18 protein-coding genes are annotated in these 17,251 nt (G+C 48.3%); 9 read left to right on the top strand and 9 right to left on the bottom strand.

Annotated features, from left to right (window positions below; translation table 11 throughout):
* Positions 1 to 34: 34 nt before the first annotated feature.
* From napA to HZB61_04145, 5 genes are all read left to right on the top strand, one after another.
* A complete protein-coding gene (gene napA, locus HZB61_04165; protein ID MBI5055793.1) occupies positions 35 to 2,806 on the top strand; it encodes a nitrate reductase catalytic subunit NapA in 2,772 nt (923 codons plus the stop codon).
* A gap of 54 nt (positions 2,807 to 2,860) precedes the next feature.
* Positions 2,861 to 3,646, top strand: coding sequence for a ferredoxin-type protein NapG (napG, locus tag HZB61_04160; protein ID MBI5055792.1), 786 nt, complete (start codon positions 2,861 to 2,863; stop codon positions 3,644 to 3,646).
* A gap of 60 nt (positions 3,647 to 3,706) precedes the next feature.
* Positions 3,707 to 4,504 carry a quinol dehydrogenase ferredoxin subunit NapH gene (gene napH, locus HZB61_04155; protein MBI5055791.1) on the top strand — a complete coding sequence of 266 codons (798 nt, stop codon included), beginning with the start codon at positions 3,707 to 3,709 and terminating at the stop codon, positions 4,502 to 4,504.
* 23 nt (positions 4,505 to 4,527) lie between these two features.
* On the top strand, positions 4,528 to 5,076 hold the full coding sequence (locus HZB61_04150) for a nitrate reductase cytochrome c-type subunit (GenBank protein MBI5055790.1): 549 nt from the start codon (positions 4,528 to 4,530) through the stop codon (positions 5,074 to 5,076).
* A gap of 154 nt (positions 5,077 to 5,230) precedes the next feature.
* A complete protein-coding gene (locus HZB61_04145) occupies positions 5,231 to 5,503 on the top strand; it encodes a chaperone NapD (protein ID MBI5055789.1) in 273 nt (90 codons plus the stop codon).
* Between the two features lie 581 nt (positions 5,504 to 6,084).
* On the opposite strand, the gene HZB61_04140 is transcribed toward HZB61_04145, so the two are convergent.
* From HZB61_04140 to HZB61_04125, 4 genes are all read right to left on the bottom strand, one after another.
* The gene (locus HZB61_04140) at positions 6,085 to 6,648 is read right to left on the bottom strand and encodes a hypothetical protein (protein MBI5055788.1); all 564 of its coding nucleotides are present in this window, start codon (positions 6,646 to 6,648) and stop codon (positions 6,085 to 6,087) included.
* Between the two features lie 99 nt (positions 6,649 to 6,747).
* Positions 6,748 to 6,993 (bottom strand): glutaredoxin family protein, encoded by a 246-nt coding sequence (locus tag HZB61_04135; GenBank protein MBI5055787.1) that lies wholly within the window; start codon positions 6,991 to 6,993, stop codon positions 6,748 to 6,750.
* Between the two features lie 91 nt (positions 6,994 to 7,084).
* A complete protein-coding gene (locus tag HZB61_04130; protein MBI5055786.1) occupies positions 7,085 to 7,468 on the bottom strand; it encodes a response regulator in 384 nt (127 codons plus the stop codon).
* Positions 7,469 to 7,621: 153 nt separating this feature from the next.
* Positions 7,622 to 7,951: a YtxH domain-containing protein gene (locus HZB61_04125; GenBank protein MBI5055785.1), complete on the bottom strand. Its 330-nt coding sequence runs from the start codon at positions 7,949 to 7,951 to the stop codon at positions 7,622 to 7,624.
* 189 nt (positions 7,952 to 8,140) lie between these two features.
* Here HZB61_04125 and HZB61_04120 point away from each other — a divergent pair, with 189 nt between their 5' ends.
* Positions 8,141 to 8,569 (top strand): hypothetical protein, encoded by a 429-nt coding sequence (locus tag HZB61_04120; protein ID MBI5055784.1) that lies wholly within the window; start codon positions 8,141 to 8,143, stop codon positions 8,567 to 8,569.
* A 95-nt stretch (positions 8,570 to 8,664) separates the two neighbouring features.
* Here the strand turns inward: HZB61_04120 and HZB61_04115 are convergent, their stop codons facing one another.
* Positions 8,665 to 8,937 carry a hypothetical protein gene (locus tag HZB61_04115; protein ID MBI5055783.1) on the bottom strand — a complete coding sequence of 91 codons (273 nt, stop codon included), beginning with the start codon at positions 8,935 to 8,937 and terminating at the stop codon, positions 8,665 to 8,667.
* A gap of 171 nt (positions 8,938 to 9,108) precedes the next feature.
* Between HZB61_04115 and greB the strand changes: the two genes are divergently transcribed.
* Positions 9,109 to 9,603 carry a transcription elongation factor GreB gene (greB, locus tag HZB61_04110; protein ID MBI5055782.1) on the top strand — a complete coding sequence of 165 codons (495 nt, stop codon included), beginning with the start codon at positions 9,109 to 9,111 and terminating at the stop codon, positions 9,601 to 9,603.
* Between the two features lie 91 nt (positions 9,604 to 9,694).
* Here the strand turns inward: greB and HZB61_04105 are convergent, their stop codons facing one another.
* On the bottom strand, positions 9,695 to 11,050 hold the full coding sequence (locus HZB61_04105; GenBank protein ID MBI5055781.1) for a DEAD/DEAH box helicase: 1,356 nt from the start codon (positions 11,048 to 11,050) through the stop codon (positions 9,695 to 9,697).
* Positions 11,051 to 11,316: 266 nt separating this feature from the next.
* On the opposite strand from HZB61_04105, the gene HZB61_04100 reads away from it, so the two are divergent.
* Positions 11,317 to 12,084: a hypothetical protein gene (locus tag HZB61_04100; GenBank protein MBI5055780.1), complete on the top strand. Its 768-nt coding sequence runs from the start codon at positions 11,317 to 11,319 to the stop codon at positions 12,082 to 12,084.
* Positions 12,085 to 12,107: 23 nt separating this feature from the next.
* Here HZB61_04100 and HZB61_04095 read toward each other — a convergent pair whose 3' ends face one another.
* From HZB61_04095 to HZB61_04085, 3 genes are all read right to left on the bottom strand, one after another.
* Positions 12,108 to 12,593, bottom strand: a complete 486-nt coding sequence (locus tag HZB61_04095; protein ID MBI5055779.1) for a DUF615 domain-containing protein — start codon at positions 12,591 to 12,593, stop codon at positions 12,108 to 12,110.
* Positions 12,594 to 12,691: 98 nt separating this feature from the next.
* Entirely contained in the window at positions 12,692 to 13,831 is a 1,140-nt protein-coding gene (locus HZB61_04090) for a class I SAM-dependent RNA methyltransferase (protein MBI5055778.1), read from the bottom strand.
* Positions 13,832 to 13,957: 126 nt separating this feature from the next.
* Complete coding sequence (locus HZB61_04085; protein ID MBI5055777.1) at positions 13,958 to 15,133, bottom strand: AAA family ATPase; 1,176 nt, start codon at positions 15,131 to 15,133, stop codon at positions 13,958 to 13,960.
* Between the two features lie 257 nt (positions 15,134 to 15,390).
* Here HZB61_04085 and HZB61_04080 point away from each other — a divergent pair, with 257 nt between their 5' ends.
* Positions 15,391 to 17,247 carry an ATP-binding cassette domain-containing protein gene (locus tag HZB61_04080; GenBank protein MBI5055776.1) on the top strand — a complete coding sequence of 619 codons (1,857 nt, stop codon included), beginning with the start codon at positions 15,391 to 15,393 and terminating at the stop codon, positions 17,245 to 17,247.
* Positions 17,248 to 17,251 lie beyond the last annotated feature (4 nt).

Genomic DNA, 17,251 nt, shown 5'->3' with positions numbered 1-17,251 from the left:
ATTTATTCCGGCATCGCCGGGTTAGGAGGCCACCATGTTGGTGTCAAGGAGAGATTTTCTAAAGACCACTGCGGCGGTAAGCGCTGCAACGGCCATCGGAATGGCCGTGCCGGATGAATTATTAGCTGCTGCGAAAGAGACGCAGGCAGGATGGAAATGGGACAAGGCCGTATGCAGGTTCTGCGGTACGGGGTGCGGCATCATGGTCGCGACAAAGAACGACATGATCGTCGCAGTCAAGGGAGACCCTGCCGCGCCTGTAAACATGGGGCTTAACTGCATCAAGGGTTATTTCAACGCAAAGATCATGTACGGCGCGGACCGTCTTACCGAACCCCTTTTGAGAGTAAATGAAAAAGGCGAGTTCGACAAGAAGGGGAAATTCAAACCGGTCACATGGAAAAGGGCCTTTGAGGAAATGTCAAAGCAATTCAAAAAATCTTACACCGAGCTCGGTCCCACCGGAGTAGCGGTCTTCGGTTCGGGACAGTATACGATCATGGAGGGGATCGCTGCTGTTAAATTAATGAAGGGTGGATTCAGGAGCAACAATATTGACCCGAACGCGAGACACTGCATGGCGAGCGCTGTCGCGGCATTCATGCAGACCTTCGGCATTGATGAGCCGGCCGGGAATTATGACGATATGCATTATGCGGATTCAATCATTCTATGGGGCGCGAACATGGCTGAGATGCACCCTGTGCTCTGGTCAAAAGTGACCGATAGAAAACTGAGCAAACCCGATTGGGTAAAGATCGTAAATATTTCTACCTTCGCAAACAGGTGCTCCAGCATCTCGGACGTGGAGATCATAATTAAACCCAACACTGATCTTGCAATACTAAATTACATTACGCGTGAGATCGTTTATAACCGTCCTGACGCGATTGACCGGAATTTCGTTGACAACAACTGCGTGTTCGCAACCGGCCCCGTAGACATCGGGTACGGACTGCGCCCCCAAGTAACTCATGCTAAATACAAACCCGGCGAGCTTGATACCGCGGGCATGGAGGCGTTCAAAATAATCACGAAAGAAGAGGCGCAGGCCATGAGCTCCCTCGGCATCCAGGAGGGGCAGAAGATGGAAATGAAGAACGCCAAGACGCCGGACAATCACTGGCTGATAAGCTTTGATGATTTCAAAAAGGGGCTTGAGCCGTACACGCTGGATTTTGTGGCGGAGCTTGCAAAGGGAGACGCTGATGAGCCTCTTGAGGAGTTCAAAAAGAAACTCGTTACGCTCGTAGACCTTTACGCTGCTAAGGACAGAAAGGTCGTCAGTTTCTGGACCATGGGATTTAACCAGCACGTGCGCGGCACCTGGGTCAACGAACAGGCTTACACGGTGCATCTGCTTCTTGGCAAACAGTCCATGCCGGGCAACGGCGCGTTCAGCCTGACAGGACAGCCCAGCGCCTGCGGCACCGCGAGAGAGGTCGGCACCTTTTCACACAGGCTTCCCGCGGACATGGTTGTCGCAAATCCAAAGCACCGGGAGGTCACGGAAAAAATATGGAAGCTGCCCGAGGGCACTTTGAATCCCGTGCCGGGTTCGCACTATGTAAAGATCATGAGAGATCTTGAAGACGGAAAGATAAAGTGGGTATGGGTCCAGGTAAACAACCCGTGGCAGAACACCGCCAATGTAAATCACTGGATAACCGCGGCAAGGGAGATGGACAACTTCATCGTTGTGTCGGAGGCGTATCCGGGGATCTCCGCGAAGGTAGCGGACCTGATCTTGCCGAGCGCGATGATATTTGAGAAATGGGGCGCGTACGGCAATGCCGAAAGAAGAACACAACACTGGCGTCAACAGGTCACGCCTGTCGGCCATGCGATGTCCGACACGTGGCAGATGGTTGAGTTCTCAAAGATGTTCACATTGGCTGAAGTGTGGAAGGAGTTTAAAATCTCACCTGAGGTCACCATCCCGAATGTTATGGAAAAGGCAAAGGCCATGGGATATAAAGAGACCGACACACTCTTTGATGTGCTGTTTGCAAACAGTGACGCGAAGACATTTAAATGGCCTGACCCTGTGGGCAAAGGGTTTCTGAATTCGGAAGCCGCAGGCGACAAGAGAAAGGTCGAGGGCTTTAAAGGTTACGGCTTCTTCCTCCAGAAATATCTCTGGGAGGAATACAGGAAATTCGGCCTCGGGCACGGGCATGACCTCGCGGACTTTGACACATATCTCAATGTGCGGGGATTGAGATGGCCTGTGGTTGACGGTAAAGAGACGCTCTGGAGATTCAACGCGGAGTATGACCCGTACGCCAAAGCGGAGAACCGCGGGCAATTCGCCTTCTACGGAAAGGCGTTCAAGGAACTTCCGTCCGGTGACCTCATGGGTCCAAAGGGCACTGAGAAGGTCAAGCTTCCAAACAAGGCGAAGATATTCCTGAGACACTACATTGAACCCGCCGAGATACCGAATAACGAATATCCGTTGTGGCTTTCTACCGGAAGAGTGCTTGAACACTGGCACAGCGGGACAATGACAATGCGCGTGCCTGAATTATACCGCGCAGTGCCTGAGGCGGTCTGTTTCATGAACCCGAAAGACGCTAAGTCATATGAAGTCAAAGACGGCGACCTCATCTGGATAGAATCAAGGAGGGGAAAGGTCAAGGCGCACGTTGATACAAGGGGACGCAATAACCCGCCGACGGGTTTGATCTTTGTCCCGTGGTTTGATGAGCACGTCCTGATAAACAAGGTAACGCTCGACGCTACCTGCCCAATCTCCAAAGAGACGGATTATAAAAAATGCGCGGTGAAAATCTACAAGGCATGAGAACGTAGGGGCGGGTTTGAAACCCGCCCCTACTGTGAAAACACAACGAGAGACATGATGCCTGAAAGAAGAAAATTTCTACTTAACAGTATCAAAAGCCTCGGCCTTGCAACCGCTGGAGGACTTGGGTGGGCCGGGTTTATTGAAGAAGGCAAATCAGCTCCTTTAATATTGAGGCCGCCCGGAGCGCTGCGCGAAAAAGAGTTTCTCGCCTCCTGCATAAAATGCGGCATGTGCGTTGAGGCATGTCCCTATGATGCTCTTGCGCTCGCCAAACCGGGAGACCATAAGCCGATTGGAACTCCTTACTTCACCCCAAGGACAGCTCCATGCCGCATGTGCAAGGACATCCCGTGCATACCGGCCTGTCCTACAGGCGCGCTTGATAAATCCCTTGTCAGTGAAAAGGACGAAGGCGGAGAAATGAGACTGAATATTAATCTGGCAAAGATGGGGCTTGCGGTAATTGACAGGGAAACATGTATCGCCTATTTCGGGATCCAGTGCGACGCCTGCTACCGGACGTGTCCCCTCATTGATAAAGCCATTACAGTTGATTACACAAGAAATGAGAGGACAGGAAAACATGCAATACTGGCCCCTGTTGTTCACAGCAGCGCATGCACGGGGTGCGGGCTTTGTGAAAAGGCATGTGTCACTCAAAAGGCGTCTATCTTCGTCCTTCCGCGAGAGATAGCAATGGGAGAGTCAAGTTTGAGATACTCGAAAGGCTGGGACAAACGCGATGAAGAGCGTTTGAAAGATGTTACTGAGGACGTTACAACGCAGACCCCACGGAGCAGTAAAAAGCCGGAGGATTATCTGAATGAGGAGTTTTGAAAAAAGGGATTGGGGATTAGGGGTTAGGGATTGGTTTTTGACTAACAACTAAAAAAAACTATGAAACATAAATATCTCATAGCACGAAGGTTCTCGCAGGTCGGAATACTATTCCTCTTTTTTGCGGGCAATGCGTTTGACTGGAAGGTCTTAAGAGGCGATCTGAGTTCCGCCAGGGCGCTTAATGCAATTCCGCTGTCTGACCCTTTTGCGGTCCTGCAGAATTCATTCGCCGGGGCCGCGCTTGCTAAAGATGCAATTATCGGGGCAGTAATAATTTTTCTCTTCTATGCCTTAACCGGCGGCAGGCTCTTTTGCGGCTGGGTCTGTCCCGTAAACATGTTGAGTGACTTAGCTAATAAATTAAGAAGGCTGTTTAAGTTTGACGAACAATGGAAATCATGGGAGATCAAAAGACAAACGCGGTATTGGATGACCGGATTGTCGCTGATACTTTCCGCTGTTCTCGGCGTAGCCGCCTTTGAATGGGTAAGCCCGATAGGCGCGCTGCACAGGGGGATAATTTACGGAATGGGCTTTGGATGGAGCTTTATGCTAATTGTATTCCTGTTTGATCTCTTTGCGGTAAAGAACGGCTTCTGCGGACATGTCTGCCCATTAGGCGGCTTTTACGCCCTGACAGGCAGGTTCGGTTTTTTGAGGATTTGCTACGATAAAGACAAATGCACGTTGTGTATGAAATGCCTGGACATCTGTCCTGAACGCCAGGTCCTGCACATGGTCGGCAAACAGAGCGGCGCGGTCCTTTCAGGTGAATGCATAAACTGCGGAAGGTGCGTAGAGGTTTGCAAGGACAATGCCGTACAGTTCGGCAATATATATTCAAAAAAATATTAATGAGAATGAAGGAGGAGGTATCCATGTCAAGAAAAATCTACATAGTGCTGACGGTCGCCCTGACCGCAATTGTTTTATTATGGGCGGCCCTTGTATATGCGCAGACCGGGAAGGCATTTACAGAGGAGGAGCTCGGCTTGAGGAAAGAGACACTTTATGATGAAAGCAAGGAGCTTCCGGCCCGTGGAGCGCCTATTACAAAAGAACCGGGAACAGGGAAGAAATTCGAGAGGTCATTTGAGAACAGCCCTCCTCTTATCTCACACGACATAACTGGAATGCTGCCGATAGCTCGGACCGACAACATGTGCATGGGCTGCCATATGCCTGATGCCGTGTCAGCCACGGGGGCAACCGCGATACCTCAATCACACTTTTTCGATCTTGACACGGGGAAAGACCTCGCAGGCAATCTCGACGGCAAACGCTACAACTGCATGCAGTGTCATGCCATACAGACGACTATAACGCCCCCGGTGAAGAACCTTTTCAAGAGCGAGTTCAGGAGCAAGAAAGGCAAATACAGGTCCAATTTATTGGACACCCTGAATGAAGGCGTTAAGGCGGAATAGATGAAGTTGAAAGATACTTATCTGTCATTCCGGCTTCCGTTCTCCATAGCACTGCGAAGGATGAATGTCCGGAATCTTCTTGAAGCAGGATCCCCGACGCGCTTCGCTTGCGTGAATGACATCAAACCTTATAAAAATAAACAGGGAGTAAGACATGAATGTATCGAGTATTGTTGTGAGGACAGCTCCTGTACATACTGAAAGAGTAATAGCAGAAATTGATGCGATTGACTTCTGCGAGGTGCACTTTTACGACGCTCAGGGGAAGATTATCGTAACGATCGAAGGCAAGAGCATCTATGATCAAATGGAAAATATGAAGCGTATCCAGAACATTCCGTTTGTGCTGAATGCAAATCTGGTATATTCATACTGTGAAGATGAGCTAAGGGATGCGCTTGGCAAGATCAATAGATCCGGGAGTTGATGTGCGGTAGCACGGAAAAAATCAAACTGGTAAGGGTTCAAGGGGTTTCCCACCGAATCCCCCCTCTAACCCTTGAATCCTTTACCCAGTCGTAATGAGTTATTCATTTCAACCCATTACACTTTACGCATCACGCATTACGGTTCAAGATGTCTTTGAACCATGGCTTACTCCAAAAATTCATAAATAAACCGGCGCAGGCATTAATTTGCGTGCGGTTTTATCACTGTCATACTGACAAAATGCTGCCAATATGACTGTTAATTTTCATCAAAAAAATAAGTCTAAAATTGATAAATAAAATGACATGCTCTTTTTTATCCAAGTCCCTGTAGGAGCATAAAATTATAAATATAATTTATTTGTTCGGGTATATTATTTGCACTATAATTTTAATAATTTTATAGAACTTAATTTAAGTGTAAACAATTAAACATTGGGGGCCCCATGATAATGTTTGTGCTGGGATTAGTAGTCGGAAGCATGCTGGGCATGTTTCTCATGGCCTTATGTGCTGCCGGAAAAATCGAAGACACTCTAAGAAATCAATAATTGACTTCACTGCGAAGTTCGATACTTTCTTAGGGAGAAACATCCGGCTCATTTTTATCCGGGGGGGAGGTTGGAATGTTTTCTTTTATTGCAGGTTTTTTATCTTTCTCCTCCTGGTAGGTTTTAAACTTGGAAGTCAGCTGCTCAAATAACTTCTTCTCGAAATATCCTTTCGATTCACACGGCACCCAGCCGACGAAGTCCTCCCCAAGCCATAAAGACGCCCTGTAGCGCGAATCTATTCTAATGGCGGCTACCTTTTCTGCGAGCCTCGATATCTGGATTTTATATTCTCCCTTGATTTCATGATAAACATATAAACCTCCAAGCCGGCCGCAGTCGCAATAGTCCGACACATACTGAAAACCTTCGTATGGGACCTCGACCTCGGAGGTCAGTATTGCCCCCGATTCTTTATTTCCGGTCTTCACAGAGATATTTTCATCCGAGAGAAAGCCAGTTACCAGCTGCCAGACGTCGCCGTAAACCGCGGCATACTTCTCTTCAGCCTGCAAGTCATGCTGTATGGGCGGCACAGTTACACAGCCTGATATCAATAAAAAGACTGTTACAATATATAACCTGTTAAGCATTTCTCCCTTCGCGGTCCTCTTCTTTCCTGATAAACTGCATCAAGCCTCTTTCCCTTTGACTATCAACAGGTTTATTATCGGATAAATGCCGGCGTTACTTTATTCTTTGTTTTCTTCGAGTTTATCCAGAAGGTCCTGTTTCTTTATACGCCCGTGAAGCATTGAACCGTCCCTGAATTCAAACACGGGGATGTCAAACCTGTACATTTCATAGAGTTCATCATTGGAGTCAATAGCTTTTTTGTCAATTCTGATGTCGTACCTCGCCTTGAGCCCGTTCAACAGCTCTTCTGCTGTATCGCATAACCAGCATCCATCTTTATAATAAAACGTTAACCTGACCATGTTAAATAAAAACGAGCTGTCCTTGCGTAGTGTCCGCATTATTTTAACAAATTTTCAGAACAAGCAGACAGGTCAACCGGCCAATGATTTTTCAGGGCACTTTAGAACTGTAGAGTATTTCATGAACAGCCTGTATTATGCTCTTCATCGGCACAGGCTTTTTAAGATGCCGCAGATGGTTCTCGCGCAGAAAGTCGAGATGCTCAGGGGAATAGGAGCCAGTGAAAAAAAGGAACCGCTCCTGCATTAACGGGTCGGCCCTTGAGACTTCTTTATAAAATTCAATTCCGTCCATTACAGGCATTTCAATATCGGAAATGATGGCGTTAAAAAACCCATGGGTGACTTTATCGAGCGCCTCCCTGCCGTTTAACGCGGATTCAACGGCGCCCTCTTTTTTGAGGAGGGCCTGAAGCAGCTTATTAGTGGTCTCATCATCTTCTTTTCTCTTGTTTCCTTGTCCAGGACAATACATCCTTCGCCGGCCCATCTTCCTGCATAGGCCTGATATGCACGTGTCAATGGAAGTACACCATGCCCCTGCAGGAGCGGGGCCTCACCTGTTTAATTACTACTAAGGGTGAAGGGTTGCAGAGGAGAGATGAAAAAGAGGGAATAGAGAAAGTTCTCAGATGAATTTCTCTTTCTGCTTTTCAATAGACCTCTGTACGTTTTCAAGCGTCTTTGCAATCTTTTTCTTTGCGTCCTCTGCAAGCTCTCTGCGCGATGACGAAAGGTCCGATATCCTGTCGCTGATCCTGTCAGTCAGTTCCTTAACGGATTCTGTTGCGTCTTCGATCATGTCCTTTGCCTCATCAACAACATTCCTCGTGAACCTCGAAATGTCTTTTCTTGTCTTTTTCCCTGACTGCGGCGCAAAAAGCAAAGCAAGCCCTGCGCCCACAAGGCCTCCGATCACTAATGCCCCTGCTATTTTCTTATTTGCATTGCTGTCCATTTGGGTCCTCCTTTGGAAAATACAAAACTATTTCAAATTATACTGGTTAATTAACACATGACGGATGGGTTGTCAACTGTCCCGTCAGGTCAGTTCGCTGAAAATTAACTTCACATCGAAAATATTTTTGCGGCGGGGCAAATCATGTGATACAATTTTCTAAAGCCAACAAATAAAGGAGGAAAGTTTATGACTTCATCTGCAAACAGACAAAAATTTGAAGAGCTGATAAAAAGGTGGATAGTGATGGAGGAAGGCACTATCAATACGGCGAACAGCTTAATGAACAGCAGCAAGAATCCCATGGTCAAGGCGATGATTGATCTGTTAAAGCTCGACTCGGAAAAACACAAACATATCCTGGAGGCAATCCGGCTCAGTCTTGATTCAACAGTCACGTTCAGCACTGATGATATGAGGATAGTGGATACCTTCATAGAGAAACATATCGAGATCGAGAAAAATGCCATAGCTACTGCCGAGCAGGCGGTTAATATGACCACCCTGCCTATCCCTAAATTGCTCTTGTCGCATTTACTGGAAGACGAAAAGAGCCATGACGCATACATGTCGGAACTCAATGGGCTTAAGGTTTACATGGCAAAGGACACTGATTGACCTGCGTATCGGGAAAGTAGTTTGATTGTTGATTGAAGGCAGGGTATTTATTCTTTGAGTCTGGAAAGATCGATGTTTCCAGATTCCATTGAATGCTATGGGATTGTCTTTTTCAACTCAAGATAGATGTCCCTGCTGTTTTCCCTCATGGAAAATTCCTCATTGAATTCGTCGACAGGGATCTTTTCCGTTATCATCAAGACACGCTTAAGATCATCCGTTATGGGGAAAAGCTCCACGAAGCCCTCTCCGGCTTTATGCGGGAACCAGAGCGTTTCTAAAACACACTCCCTTGAGGTGCGGCCTTCTCCGAAGTCACTTTTTCTTCGTTTTACATAAATGCATTCAGCCAGCATCGTATCACTCATAAATTGTCCTCCACTAACTACGTCCCAGCAATAATTAATATATCGGACTAATTGCAGCATATCTTTATTTTAAAAAACTGTTCAACTGATAATATCTTAGAACCAGGCGGATTGGCAGAGAAAATGGAAAACTCGCACCTTTTCAATGGAATGATGATATGATATCACTATATGAAAGAACCATTACGCGATAAACCAAACATCTCCCCGTATATCACGCCCGCTGGCCAAAAGCAGTTAAATGATGAGCTTTCCTATCTCTGGAAGGTCAAGCGTCCCCAGGTCACTCAGGCCGTTGCCGAGGCTGCTGCCATGGGAGACCGTTCAGAGAATGCGGAATATATTTACGGCAAAAAACAGTTACGGGAGATCGATGCCCGAATGCGGTTTCTTCAGAAACGATTGGACGCCCTGATCGTTGTGGACAGGACACCTGATGATACTTCAAGGGTATTTTTTGGCGCATGGGTTGAGATTGAGGACAACGACGGCAACGTGTACGAGTACCGCATTGTCGGGCCGGATGAAATTGTCCCCGACAAGAATTTTATAAGTATTGACTCACCCATGGCAAAGGCATTATTGCGCAAGGCGGAAGGTGACGACGTTATCGTAAGCAGGCCGAACGGCACATCTGCCTTTGTTGTGACATCCATCCGCTATTAATCACCCGGCAATGAACCATACGAAGAAATGTCATTCCGCATCAAGTGCGGAATGACATTCTTATTAAGAAAGTTCTGGATACCAGTCTACATCAAACGACGGGATGGTGTGTCCGGCTATTGCTTGTGTCTGCCTTTGACCATGTGAAACGCCGTGAAGCAGGAACACGATGGGATTTATTTTTGACTTCCGCAGTTACCTGTTTCCGCTTTTCCGGTCTTCCCGTGTTATGCCCTGGTTGTTTATGGGTTGCTGCGGCATGGACCCTGCGGCGCTGCGGTTCGCGTGGAGGGCGGGCGAATTCAGTGTCGCGCGCAGGCATCGACTTTTTATAATCAAAGCCCTCCAGCATGCGGCGCTCCACTTTTTCACCGAGGACGCGTTCAATGGCGCGCACCATGTCATTGTCTTCACCGGTAATGAAAGTAAAAGCGTCGCCGGTCTTCGCGGCACGTCCCGTGCGTCCAATCCGGTGTGTATACGCGTCCGCGGTATCGGGCATATCGTAGTTTATGACGTGTGAAATGCTTGAGACATCTATGCCGCGCGCCGCGATGTCTGTCGCGACAAGTATCTGATAAGCGCCTTTACGGAATCCGTCGAGCGCGGCCTGCCGTTTGTTCTGCGATAAGTTTCCCTGCAGCGATGCAGCGCGGTAGCCCGCATTTACCAACTGCTGTCCCACGCGCTTGGCGCGGTGCTTGGTGCGGGTAAAGATCAGTACAGAGTCCGTGTCGGTATGGCGCAGCAGTTCCATGAGAAGCGCGGTTTTGAGCTGCTGCTCGACCGGATAAAGAGCGTGTGCGACCGTGTTCGCCGGCGCTGCGTGATCAACCTGCACCGTGACCGGGGTGTTGAGGACTTCGTGCGCCAGCCTCCGTATATCATCGGGCATGGTCGCAGAAAACATCAGCGTCTGTCTTTTTTCCGGTATGTGTTTGATGATCTTTTTGATATCAGGCAGAAAGCCCATGTCGAACATACGGTCTGCCTCGTCAAGCACGAGCACCTCCAGATGCGACAGATTGATAGTGCGCTGATTAATGTGATCGAGCAAACGGCCCGGACATGCAACAACAATCTCGACTCCGCTGCGCAGTTTCTGTATCTGCAGACTTATCCCAACGCCGCCGTAAACTGTAACGCTCCTGAGGCGGGTCTGCCGTCCCAGAATTCCGATCGCCTCGTGGGTCTGTTCAGCCAGTTCGCGCGTAGGCGCGACAATAAGGGCGCGCACACAGCCGCGCGGTCCCTGCATCAGGCGATGCAGGATCGGCAGCACGAAGGCCGCTGTCTTTCCTGTTCCGGTCTGTGCAAGTCCCATTACGTCGCTTCCTTTCAGGACCGGCGGGACCGCCTGGGCCTGGATCGGTGTCGGCGTTACATAACCTGCGGCCTTTACCCCGGCCGCAACATTGGGGTGAAAATTAAAATCGATAAATTCCATAAAACTCCTTTTTCTGTTTGTTCTGCGTTCGGGGGAAAAAAGCCAGGGTGTATTGAGAGGATTACAATGACGTAGTTCTCATCCGTGTACTGCAGTTGTTTGTTGACTAAGAGTACCAGCTTTGTGGGGGCCCTGTCAAGTATAGGAAGCGCGCAAGGACCAGCAAAGCAACCATGGAACAAAGTTCACCATGAATAGATCCGGGTTAAGCTGCACCCGGTAATAGCCGTTTAAAAGAGAATATAACCGGACTACTTACTGACTGTATGAACATTGTAGCGATTTATAATCTGGATAAAGACGAAGGCAGGCTCTCGAAAGCCCTTGCGGCAGCGCTCGGCAAGACGGTATATGAAGCGCGTTCCCGTCTGCGCGTTCCTAACGGCGGCCCCTCGATCATCGCCGTTTTTCAGGAATATCAAACAGCGGAAGACTGCGCGGCAAAACTCAGGACAAACGGATTTGACACTGTTATTCTCCGTCATGACGAGATCGGGTCTGATAAAGAACGCTTCCTCGCTGGGAGCTTTGAACTTACCGGGGAATCGCTGAATGTCAAATCCCGCCAGCGGCAGGACCTTATACTGCCATATCGTGATATCAGGCTTATACTGTACGGTATCGGTATCACCGTCCACACGGAAAAAGAAACTGTAAAGGCACGCAAGTTCAGCATGGGCAGGGCCCTTATGACAAGCGGGCTGGCAATGACCAGGGACACAAGTCATGAAGTCCGCACCGCGGAGGAAAACCGTGAAAGATTTCTTTATGTTTGTGCGTCAAATCTGCAAACGATTGTGCTCCGCGAAAATGCACTCCAGTATGGGTCTCTTGGAAAAGCGCTCCAGATGTCACGGGCGGCAAACTTCAATCATATCGTCGCGGAACTGAGGAGGCAAAGCCCTGTCGCCGTGTTCGATGACCGTTTGTTAAACCGTGGCAGCCAGGCACAGATGCTCGGGCCTTTGTTCAATCCTGAGGAACATCTTGATATCGCAATATCGCTGCTCGCTAAAGTGTTGATACACGTTTAAGTTCATCTGCCGGCAATAAATGTTTACCCTGCGTCCGTCCGGATTTTTTTCAGATACCGGAATAACTCTCTGAATACTTTGGGAGGGTGATTGTGATCTCTTTCAGTTACGGCGTTACGTACGAGCTGAGTTAATTGCTGCGGGTCTGCATCAGGGCATTTCTCTAAAATGACTTCAATTAGCGATTCATTCCCTGCCACAAGCTCATCCCGCCACTGTTCAATTTCTTTGAAGGCCGTGGTCTTTTTGTAGTTCCCCTCTTCAATGTTCTGCATCGCTTCCTGAATAGGCGCAGGGTCATATCTTCGCATCAGGACGCCGATATACTGCATCTGCCTCCGGAGTCCGCCGCGCGCCTTGATTGTCTTTGCATGTTTAATGGCATTGAAAATTTCCTCCGGCAGCTTAATCCCCTTGAGCTGTTCAGGCGGAAGTTCCATAAGCTTTTTCCCAAGCTTCTGTAAAGCTTCAGCTTCTTTTTTTCTCTGTGTTTTGCTTTTAATTTCCATTTATCTGCACTTTTCCTGACCTCCCCTTGCCCCTCCTTATCAAGGCGGGGATTTTAATTCGCCCCTTTTTTAAGGGGAGATACAGAGGGGTAGATTTTTTAAAACATCTCATACTTTACCAGCCTGCCGTCAAGGCCGCCTGCTTTCAAAGGCTTTTTCCACGTCGCTTTCAGTCCGATCTTTTTGATAAACTCCCGCTCTCCGAAATAAATATACGCGGAAGAACCCTTGCACTTCTGCTTCAGGAAATCCCCAAGCGATTCATAAAAGAGATCGAGGTCCTCCCTGTCTCCCATGCGGACGCCGTAAGGAGGATTTGTGATAATGACCCCATTTTGCAAACCTCCGCTTTCTCTGAAGTCAAGCGCGTCAAGCTTTATTTTTTTCCCGTGCGGCAGATTCGTTATGTTCGTCCTTGATATCTTAACAGCTTCCGGGGATATATCGCTTCCCGCGATAAGTCCGTCCGGCAATTGCCGGATTTGCAGGTCGAGTTCTTTCTTTACTTTTGTCCACAACGGTTTATCATAGTCAGGCAGGAATTCAAATCCGAAGCGTTCACGGAAAACACCCGAAGGGATTTTGCAGTAATGCATCAGCGCTTCACAGAGCAGCGTGCCGGAGCCGCACATCGGGTCGTAAAGCGGGACAGAGCCGTCCCATTGTGAATATTTCATAATCGCGGCGGCAACCGTTTCCTGCATGGGAGCGGACACGGAGTCTTTCCTGTATCCCCGGCGATGCAGAGAACCTCCTGATGTGTCCAGGCTTATGACTGCGTAGTCCTTTCTGATGTAAAGGTTCAGCCATATATCCGGATCGCCCGGATCGACATCAGGCCTTTCCCCTGACATCTCCCGGAATGAATCGACAATTGCGTCTTTCAAACACAGAGACGCATAGTGAGAATTATTTATCATGCTGTTTGATACGTTGGCGAAAATGGCAAAGGTTTTTTTCAGGGAAATAAAATCCGTCCACTTTATCTTCTTTGCCTTCTTGTATAGTTCATCGGTAGTGCGGCAATGAAAAGACAGCAGGGGCGCAAGTACCCTCGATGCGAGTCTTGTGAAGTAATTGATCCGGTAAAGCGCTTCCTTTTCCGCATTAAAGTAGACTCCCCCGTATTCAGATCTGATTTCTCTTGCGCCAAGTTCGGAGAGCTCCTCTGCTGCCAGCTCTCTAATGTCATTGGCAACTTGAGCAAAGTAAATCTTATCTTTCTGATATTCATACATAGATAATAGTACCATAGTTCAAAAGTGCAATAGTGCAAAAGTCATAAAGCGAAGCGTGGAAGCAGGGCCGCCCCCTGTGTATGCACGGTCAAGCGCAATGAAGGGCGTTTGTTAAAACGCCTTTATCTAAAAACCGATTAACTCCTGAAGGCAGGTCATTAAGTCAATTGAGCCGGACCGTTCACAGTAGAAAAAGACACTTAAGAGGAGCGCTGCTATGGATAACAAGAGTAGCAGCGCCGGTTTCTTTATGACTTTTCGAATTGTCCCGGATATTAAATGGCCGGCCCCTGAGCCCGTCTGAGCTGCTTGAGATATCTCCGGTTGTTTTATTAGATGTTCAATGCCGGTCACCACCGGTTTCCTGCTAAATGAAGGCACCGGCTCTTTACCAGGTGTTTGAGGTCCCTTTAGAGCATTATCAGGCACGGCAAATGCGGTTTGTTCTTTTCTCTCCTTTTGCTTGAGTGAAATCTTATAGAAAAAAATATCTTTCTCTAATCCCATCCCCTGCGCAGCCTCATAGACATCATCGACCTCTGCTATTGTTTTTTTCTTTTCAAAGGCTGCATGGAGTGACCTGTCGCACAATGAATTGATTACACGAGGCGTACTTCCCGGGCCGAAGGCGACGGCCAAGGCTTCCCACCCGGTGTCTGAGAATATGGAAGGGTTTCCGCCGGCTATCTTAATACGATGCGAGATGTATTCACGTATCCTGTCGACGTTCATCTTTCCCATATTTTCCAAAACCGCGATGCGCTGCCTGAAAGGTTCCATCTCCGGCTTGTTGATTATTCCCATTAATTCCTCCTGTCCGAGCAGAAGGAGCTGAATAAGTTTGGTCGAATCTTCTTCAAGATTGTTCAGCAGGCGGATGCCGTTAAGCGTGTCCTCTGTCATAAGATGCGATTCGTCTATCATCAGCAGACATTTGCCGCCTTCAGAATTAATCTTTAAGAGGGCGTCCTTAATGTCCCTTAAAAGGAAGACCTTCTCGGTTGATGAAGGTTTCAGCTCAAGCTCATGCGCGATAAAAAGAAAAAGGTCGGTGCTGTTCTCAGGAGGCAAGGCCATCCATATGAGGGTTATATTATTTAAAAAATCAGATATTATCATCCGGCTCAGGGTTGTCTTGCCTGACCCGATAGGCCCTGTTACCACCATCAATCCCCGACCTGCTTTGAAAGAGTCTGTTATCCTCTTATGCACCCTGGCATGTTCTCCCTGATCAAAAAAGAACCTTGTGTCAGGGACATTTTCAAAAGGCAGTATTTTCAGGCCAAAGTGTTCAGTGTACATTGTATCTTAAAATTCCTTGTTTAGATAAACGGGATTTACTTCAACGGACTTTAATCCTCAACTATAAATCTGGTTAGCAGAGAGATTAATTTATCATGCATAGGGTTATCTTAAAGGAACCAAATACAATATTTCAATCCGTCAGTAATGACAGATTTGAATTAACTCCATCATAAAGCTTACAATAATACCTGCGGGTAGTTTTGCTGCGCATTACTGAACACAAAATATCTCGCCTCATTACAATCGATAATAAAATGATCCAGATAAGCAATTTAGAAAAATCATACGGGCGTCAGGTGCTCTTCGATAAGATCGGCTTTATAATAAATCCCGGAGAGCGTGTAGGGTTGGTCGGCAGGAACGGCCACGGCAAGACCACGCTGTTCAGGCTCATATTAGGACAGGAGCATCAGGACTCCGGGACTATCAGCATTCCAAACGGCTACAGGATCGGGCATCTATCACAGCACATCCGGTTTACCGAAGAGAGCGTATTGAAAGAGGCGTGCCTGAGCCTGCCGAAGTACGAAGACGGCAGGGACGAAAGCTACAAGGCGGAAGCCATACTAATGGGTCTCGGGTTCTCCGTTGAAGATCTCGTTCTATCCCCAGCGCAGTTGTCCGGCGGGTATCAGGTGAGGCTGAACCTCGCGAAGGTACTCGTCTCTGACCCGAACCTCCTGCTGCTTGACGAACCCACGAACTATCTCGATATCGTGTCGCTCCGCTGGCTTGTGCAATTTTTACGAAGCTGGAGAAAAGAGCTGATGATAATTACCCATGACCGTTCGATCATGGACTCTGTTACCACACACACAATGGCGATCCATCGCTGCGGGGTGAGAAAGATAGCCGGACCTACGGAAAATGTGTATCAGCAATTAATGCTGGAAGAAGAGATATATGAAAAAACCAGGGTCAACGACGAGAAAAAACGGGCGGAGATCGAACAGTTCATAAACCGTTTCAGGGCAAAGGCCACCAAGGCAAAGGCGGTCCAGTCGAGGGTCAAGGCATTGCAGAAAAAGGAGAAGCTCGAAAAATTATCAGACACAAAGAACCTTGACTTCAGCTTTAACTCCGCCCCCTTCAGCAGCAAACAGCTCATGGAAGTGAAAGACCTGTACTTCGGATATAAATTCGGCGAACCGCTGATTGACAGGTTGAGCTTTTTTGTCGGAAAGAAGGACCGCATCGCGATAATAGGAAAGAACGGCAAGGGCAAGACAACGCTCCTGAACCTTCTGGCCGGGGAATTAACTCCTTTGAGCGGCGAGGTGCGCTGTCACAATGACCTTAAGTTTGCGTATTTCGGTCAGACAAATATAAACCGCCTGGACCCGCAGAAGACCATTGAAGAAGAGATCATGGACGCGCACCCCGACCATAGCAGGGGACCGGCGCGCGCGATATGCGGGATCATGATGTTCCCGAAGGACGATGCGCTGAAAAAGATCAGCGTCCTCTCCGGCGGAGAGAAGAGCCGTGTGCTTCTTGGCAAACTGCTCGTCAGCCCCGCCAACATGCTGCTGCTTGATGAACCAACGAACCACCTCGATATGGAGTCCACCGATTCCCTGGTCGAAGCGATAGAAGACTTCAGCGGCGCTGTAGTCATCGTTACCCACAGTGAAATGATCCTCCATGCCATCGCAACACGGCTCATTATCTTTGACGGCGGGAAGGCGACCCTTTTTGAAGGCACGTATCAGGACTTCCTTGACAGGGTGGGTTGGAGCAATGAAGCCCCCCCAACGCCTCGCGACACTAAAACGAACGGCGGCAAAGCCGTGGACAAGAAACTCCGCCGCCGCCTGCGAGCTGAACTTGTCAACGAGAAATCAAGGACCCTCAGCGCCTTGCAAAAGAGAAGCGCTGAAATTGAACGCGAGATCGTCAGCCTTGAAGCGATTGTAGAGCAGAGCAATAAAGATATAATGGACGCCTCAGCTAAGGGCGACGGCGACACTATAAAGAAACTGTCAAAGACTCTCCACGATTCTCAATCAAAGATCGATTCCCTCTTCTCTGAGCTCGAACGCCTGCAGACTGAGATTGAAGACAAGACAAAGGAGTTTGAAGAAAAGCTCAGCAATATGGAGATGGTGTAGAACG

The organism is Nitrospirota bacterium (assembly GCA_016214845.1).
GTDB lineage: Bacteria > Nitrospirota > Thermodesulfovibrionia > UBA6902 > UBA6902 > SURF-23.
This window is presented reverse-complemented; position numbering and strand designations above follow the sequence as displayed.

Excerpts from the sequence above, each read along its gene's own strand:
- napA (MBI5055793.1), top strand. The coding sequence starts at position 35 with ATGTTGGTGTCAAGGAGAGATTTTCTAAAGACCACTGCGGCGGTAAGC.
- napG (MBI5055792.1), top strand. The coding sequence starts at position 2,861 with ATGATGCCTGAAAGAAGAAAATTTCTACTTAACAGTATCAAAAGCCTC.
- napH (MBI5055791.1), top strand. The coding sequence starts at position 3,707 with ATGAAACATAAATATCTCATAGCACGAAGGTTCTCGCAGGTCGGAATA.
- HZB61_04150 (MBI5055790.1), top strand. The coding sequence starts at position 4,528 with ATGTCAAGAAAAATCTACATAGTGCTGACGGTCGCCCTGACCGCAATT.
- HZB61_04145 (MBI5055789.1), top strand. The coding sequence starts at position 5,231 with ATGAATGTATCGAGTATTGTTGTGAGGACAGCTCCTGTACATACTGAA.
- HZB61_04140 (MBI5055788.1), bottom strand. The coding sequence starts at position 6,648 with ATGCTTAACAGGTTATATATTGTAACAGTCTTTTTATTGATATCAGGC.
- HZB61_04135 (MBI5055787.1), bottom strand. The coding sequence starts at position 6,993 with ATGGTCAGGTTAACGTTTTATTATAAAGATGGATGCTGGTTATGCGAT.
- HZB61_04130 (MBI5055786.1), bottom strand. The coding sequence starts at position 7,468 with ATGTATTGTCCTGGACAAGGAAACAAGAGAAAAGAAGATGATGAGACC.
- HZB61_04125 (MBI5055785.1), bottom strand. The coding sequence starts at position 7,951 with ATGGACAGCAATGCAAATAAGAAAATAGCAGGGGCATTAGTGATCGGA.
- HZB61_04120 (MBI5055784.1), top strand. The coding sequence starts at position 8,141 with ATGACTTCATCTGCAAACAGACAAAAATTTGAAGAGCTGATAAAAAGG.
- HZB61_04115 (MBI5055783.1), bottom strand. The coding sequence starts at position 8,937 with ATGAGTGATACGATGCTGGCTGAATGCATTTATGTAAAACGAAGAAAA.
- greB (MBI5055782.1), top strand. The coding sequence starts at position 9,109 with ATGAAAGAACCATTACGCGATAAACCAAACATCTCCCCGTATATCACG.
- HZB61_04105 (MBI5055781.1), bottom strand. The coding sequence starts at position 11,050 with ATGGAATTTATCGATTTTAATTTTCACCCCAATGTTGCGGCCGGGGTA.
- HZB61_04100 (MBI5055780.1), top strand. The coding sequence starts at position 11,317 with ATGAACATTGTAGCGATTTATAATCTGGATAAAGACGAAGGCAGGCTC.
- HZB61_04095 (MBI5055779.1), bottom strand. The coding sequence starts at position 12,593 with ATGGAAATTAAAAGCAAAACACAGAGAAAAAAAGAAGCTGAAGCTTTA.
- HZB61_04090 (MBI5055778.1), bottom strand. The coding sequence starts at position 13,831 with ATGTATGAATATCAGAAAGATAAGATTTACTTTGCTCAAGTTGCCAAT.
- HZB61_04085 (MBI5055777.1), bottom strand. The coding sequence starts at position 15,133 with ATGTACACTGAACACTTTGGCCTGAAAATACTGCCTTTTGAAAATGTC.
- HZB61_04080 (MBI5055776.1), top strand. The coding sequence starts at position 15,391 with ATGATCCAGATAAGCAATTTAGAAAAATCATACGGGCGTCAGGTGCTC.